The organism is Paucibacter hankyongi (genome assembly GCF_037482915.1).
Classification (GTDB): Bacteria; Pseudomonadota; Gammaproteobacteria; order Burkholderiales; family Burkholderiaceae_C; genus Paucibacter_A; species Paucibacter_A hankyongi.
In genome coordinates this window covers 1-4,394 of the sequence record NZ_JBBHJX010000032.1, presented here as the reverse complement: position 1 = coordinate 4,394, position 4,394 = coordinate 1, and the positions used below count along the sequence as shown (strand labels likewise).

5 protein-coding genes and 1 pseudogene are annotated in these 4,394 nt (G+C 60.0%); 1 reads left to right on the top strand and 5 read right to left on the bottom strand.

The features are described from left to right. Nucleotides 1–157: pseudogene (locus WG899_RS22210) on the top strand (IS110 family RNA-guided transposase); the annotation flags it as partial. A gap of 305 nt (nucleotides 158–462) precedes the next feature. Here the strand turns inward: WG899_RS22210 and WG899_RS22205 are convergent. The 5 genes from WG899_RS22205 to WG899_RS22185 all read right to left on the bottom strand — a co-directional run bounded on the left by WG899_RS22205 (nucleotide 463) and on the right by WG899_RS22185 (nucleotide 4,306). Then, the gene (locus WG899_RS22205; RefSeq protein WP_339597816.1) at nucleotides 463–1,098 is read right to left on the bottom strand and encodes a protein phosphatase CheZ; all 636 of its coding nucleotides are present in this window, start codon (nucleotides 1,096–1,098) and stop codon (nucleotides 463–465) included. 14 nt (nucleotides 1,099–1,112) lie between these two features. Continuing rightward, nucleotides 1,113–1,505: a chemotaxis response regulator CheY gene (gene cheY, locus WG899_RS22200; protein WP_263539873.1), complete on the bottom strand. Its 393-nt coding sequence runs from the start codon at nucleotides 1,503–1,505 to the stop codon at nucleotides 1,113–1,115. A 27-nt stretch (nucleotides 1,506–1,532) separates the two neighbouring features. After that, the gene (gene motB, locus WG899_RS22195) at nucleotides 1,533–2,483 is read right to left on the bottom strand and encodes a flagellar motor protein MotB (protein WP_339597815.1); all 951 of its coding nucleotides are present in this window, start codon (nucleotides 2,481–2,483) and stop codon (nucleotides 1,533–1,535) included. 54 nt (nucleotides 2,484–2,537) lie between these two features. Further along, on the bottom strand, nucleotides 2,538–3,398 hold the full coding sequence (gene motA, locus WG899_RS22190; protein ID WP_339597814.1) for a flagellar motor stator protein MotA: 861 nt from the start codon (nucleotides 3,396–3,398) through the stop codon (nucleotides 2,538–2,540). 119 nt (nucleotides 3,399–3,517) lie between these two features. Beyond that, nucleotides 3,518–4,306, bottom strand: a complete 789-nt coding sequence (locus tag WG899_RS22185; protein WP_339597813.1) for a class I SAM-dependent methyltransferase — start codon at nucleotides 4,304–4,306, stop codon at nucleotides 3,518–3,520. Nucleotides 4,307–4,394: the final 88 nt, after the last annotated feature.

Below are 4,394 nucleotides of genomic sequence, written 5' to 3'. Positions count from 1 at the left end.
ATTAATCGCTGCGTTTTGGAGGCGGCTCAAAGCCCAGAACAAACCGGGCAAGGCCATCGTGGTGGCGTGCATGCACAAGCTGCTGGCGATCATTTACGGGGTGCTCAAGTCCAAGCGTCCGTTCGATCCGACCAAAATAGGTGCGCAAACGGCTTGACTCATAACGGTGTCTTCACCTCGCGGAATCACGCCCCCGACGCCACTCGGCAGTTCCATCGATGTGTGTCCGCGTGGAAGTAGCACGACCGATCTGGATCAGGACGCTTGGGGGCTTTGCGATGCGAGGAGGAGCCCCGGGCGCAAGCCCGAGGCGGGGGACAGGAGCGGCGCAGAGCCCCCAAGTGGCCTGATCACCGCCCAAACAAAGGACTGCAATGTGCCAAATTCAGCCTCTACCGAAAGCTAGCGGCCAAAAAACAAAGAACCCGCCTGATGCGGGTTCTTTTGATGCGGGACGAGGTGTCAGAAACCGAGGCTGGCCAGCAAGTCATCCACTTCGCCCTGATCGGCCACCACATCGGTACGGCCTTCGGGGTTGACCACTGGACCTTGCAAGATATTGGGGTCGACTTTCTCGCGCTGCTCGGGCGGCACGATGGACACCAAGAGCTTGACCAAGCTGTCTTCCAAATCATTGGCCAGCGTCACCACCTTGGCGACCACTTGACCCGTGAGGTCATGGAAGTCCTGCGCCATCATGATATCGGTCAGGTGGCCGTCGATACGCGCCGTGCGAGCGTCGACTTCCTTGACGAAGTTCAGCACCGCACCGCTGGCCACCGCCTTGACCGGGTCCGCCACCAGAGCCGCCGCCATTTCATTGGTGGCTTTGGAGATGAAGGCGTGGTCTTCCTTGGCCTGGTCGACCGAGTTCAGCACCTTGTTGGCTGCTGCAGCGGTCTTGGTGGCGATATAGCTCAGGCGGCTGCGTGCGTCGGGCAAGCCATCGGTCGCGACCTGCAGCTTGGGCATAACGCCCAGTTGCTGCATGGTGTCATGCAGCACGCGGGTGATGGTGCCGATTTGCTGAAACACCTCGGGAGACACCGACAAGGGGTCGGTGCCCACATGCAATTTGCTCAGTTGATCAATCGACATGGTGTTCCCCCCGCTCAGGCCGCAGCGGCCAGTTTTTGCATGATCTTCTGGACTTTTTCCTCCAGCGTCGCCTTGGTGAAAGGCTTGACGATGTAACCGGCGGCACCCGACTGGGCGGCCAACACGATGTCCTCTTTGCGCGCTTCGGCGGTCACCATCAGCACCGGCAGGTGCTTCAGATTGGGGTCTTCCTTGATGGCCTTGAGCAATTCGAAGCCCGTCATATTGGGCATATTGATATCGCTGACCACAAAGTCAAACTTGGCTTGCTTCAGCATATTCAGGGCTTCAACCCCGTCTTCGGCTTCTTCGCAGTTGTTGTAGCCGATTTCCTTCAGCAAGCCGCGCACGATACGCCGCATGGTGGAGAAGTCGTCAACAACCAAAAATTTCATGTCTGTGCTCATGGCTTTCCTCGCAAGGGCTAGAGAGATTTATCGGGGCTTAGGAGCGGAACTTGAGGTGTTTTTTTCGGCACTTGCATCATCGCCCTCACCGGCCGGTTCATCGGGGGGCAAGTTCTTCAAAACGGCATCTTCCGCGTCGCGGTTCATGACGATGATGCTGATACGTCGGTTGATCGGACTTTCAGGCTGTTTGCTGTCCAATAGCTTACTGGAAGCCAAACCCTGCACCCGCAATGTACGCGGCTCGGGCAGGCCTCCGGCGATCAATTCTCGCCGCGAAGCATTGGCACGGTCGGCGGATAATTCCCAATTGCTATAACCCCGGTCACCGCCCGGAAAGGCTTGCGCGTCGGTGTGCCCCTCCAGCGTCAGGCGGTTCGGCACCTCGGACAACACCGAGCCCAACTCGCGCAGCAACTGGCGCATATGCGGCTTGACCACTGCGCTGCCGCTGTCAAACATGGCCCGGTTGTTCTCGTCAACAATTTGGATGCGCAAGCCTTCTTTGGTCATGTCGAGCCGGATCTGCCCGCCCATGGCTGCCAACTGCGCGTTGTTGGCCAACACATCCTCGACCTTTTCTTTCAGCTGCTCGAGCCGAGCGCGCTCAGCCTTGCGCTGCTCTTCCTTCAGGGCTCGCAAATTGAAGGTGCGCTTTTGAGCCTCAACGTCGCCGGACTTCACCTGTCCGGTTTCTCGACTCAAGTCCTTGCCGCCGCCCTTGACGATATGGGAAGAATCCCCTGAGCCGGAACCGCCTTGCATGGCCACCTTCAAGGGCGAGCCAAAGTAATCGGCAATGCCTTTCTTGTCGCCCTCGGTGGTGGAGCCGAGCAGCCACATCAAGAGGAAGAAGGCCATCATGGCCGTCACGAAGTCGGCGTAAGCAATCTTCCAAGCGCCACCATGCGCGGCATGGCCGCCCTTCTTGACGCGCTTGATGATAATGGGCTGAAGCTTTTTGGCGTCACCGGCCATGGCAGCCTCCAGCGGGCCCAGCCATCAAGGAGAGCAAGGCATCAAGCACAAGGCTCACTTCTTGCCCTTCACATGGCCTTCGAGTTCAGAGAAGCTGGGGCGATCGCCCGAGAACAGCACCTTGCGGCCGAACTCGATCGCCACCTGCGGCGCATAGCCCTGCATGCTCGCCAGCAAGGTGGTCTTGATGCACTGCAATTCTTTGCCCGCATCTTCCACTTTTTGCTCCAGCAAACCGGCCAGTGGCTCGGCAAAACCATAGGCCATCAAAATGCCCAGAAAGGTACCCACCAGCGCGGAGCCGATCATGCCGCCCAGCACGGCAGGCGGCTGGCCCACCGAGCCCATGGTGTTCACCACACCCAGCACGGCCGCCACAATCCCGAAGGCCGGCAAGCCGCCGGCGATGCGCTGCAAAGCGGCCACAGCGGCATGCTCCTCGGCGTGGTGGGTGTCGATCTCGGCATCCATCAGGGACTCGATCTCGTGAGCGTTCAAATTGCCGGACACCATCATGCGCAGGTAATCGGTAATGAACTCGGTGACATGGTGGTCATTGCCCACCGTCGGGTACTTCTGAAACAGAGCCGAAGAATGTGGGTCTTCGACGTCTTTTTCAATCGACATCAGACCCTCTTTGCGGGCCTTTTGCAAGATGTCGTACATCAGCGCCAGCAACTCCATATAGCGAGCCTTGCTGAACTTGCTGCCCTTGAAGCAGCTGCCCAAACCGGCCACGGCCGCCTTCACCACCTTCATCTGGTTGTTGGCCAGAAAGGCGCCGATGGCGGCCCCCAGGATGGTGGTGACCTCGAATGGCAGGGCATGCAAGATGACGCTGATATTGCCGCCGTGGGCAATGTAGACGCCGAAGATGCAAGCCATGGAGATGGCCCAGCCGATGATGACGAACATAGTGTTTTTTGAGTGATGCTTCCCTGCCCATATCGGCGGGGATTGATGGCTCTTGAGTGTGCCTTCAGCCCTGAGGACTCAGTCCCTGCATCTGAGCGGTTTTGACCGTGCTAACGCGCTCATTGCTTGACAGGAATCTGGTAAATCCAAAGACTGTGCCCGCGCGGCAATGCCAGCGTCGCCCTCGGCTTTTGCTCGGGAACAGCAAAGTCCAGGCTGACCAGCCAGGCCGACGGCGACAATTCGGAGCAGGCCTTAGCCCACACCCGAGCCATCGTTTCCGGCCGCTGAAAAACATAGACCAAGGCGTAAGTGCGCCAGCTTTGCGCCCACATATCACCCCGGTGGATCTTGGCCCAGCGGCAGCGCCAGGCAACGGCCAGTGCCAGCAAGCCACTCCACTCGATGCCTTCGATGCGGGCCTGAGGATAGGCGCGCCTCAGCTCGCGCAAGCCATGGCCCAAGCCACAACCTGCATCCAAGAGTTGCGCACCCTCGGGCAGCGGGGCCAGTTCGCGCAATGAGGCCAAGGCGTTGCGAGGGGTGGGGAATAGCGGCGCATCGCCCCAGCTGCGGCTCGGATAGGCCAAGGCCAACAAGGCCAGGGGCAGCAACCAGATCCACGCCGGCATGGCCGTAAGTTGGCCGGACATCAGCACCGACAAAGGAAAGCCCAAGGCCACCATGATGCGGCGCCAGCGGGCTGAGTGCAGCAAAGCCAAACCCGCCCCCAAGGCGCTTGCCAGCAGCAAGGCCGCAAGAAGACCCAGGCCGGAGCGCGACAAGAATAGAAATGCCGCCCAAGCAGCCCCCCAGCTGAAGAGCGCCGGCAGCGGCCAACGCATCAGCGGGGCGATCCCGGCGGCAAGTCTTTGTGGCGCGGTCGGCAAGAGAGGGCTCGCCGACATGCTTCAGTGCATCTGAATCGAACCCTGGGCGCGGCCCTTGCCTGCGCGGGCCGGTGGGTTGCACATGCCGCAGACAAAGTGACGTGCA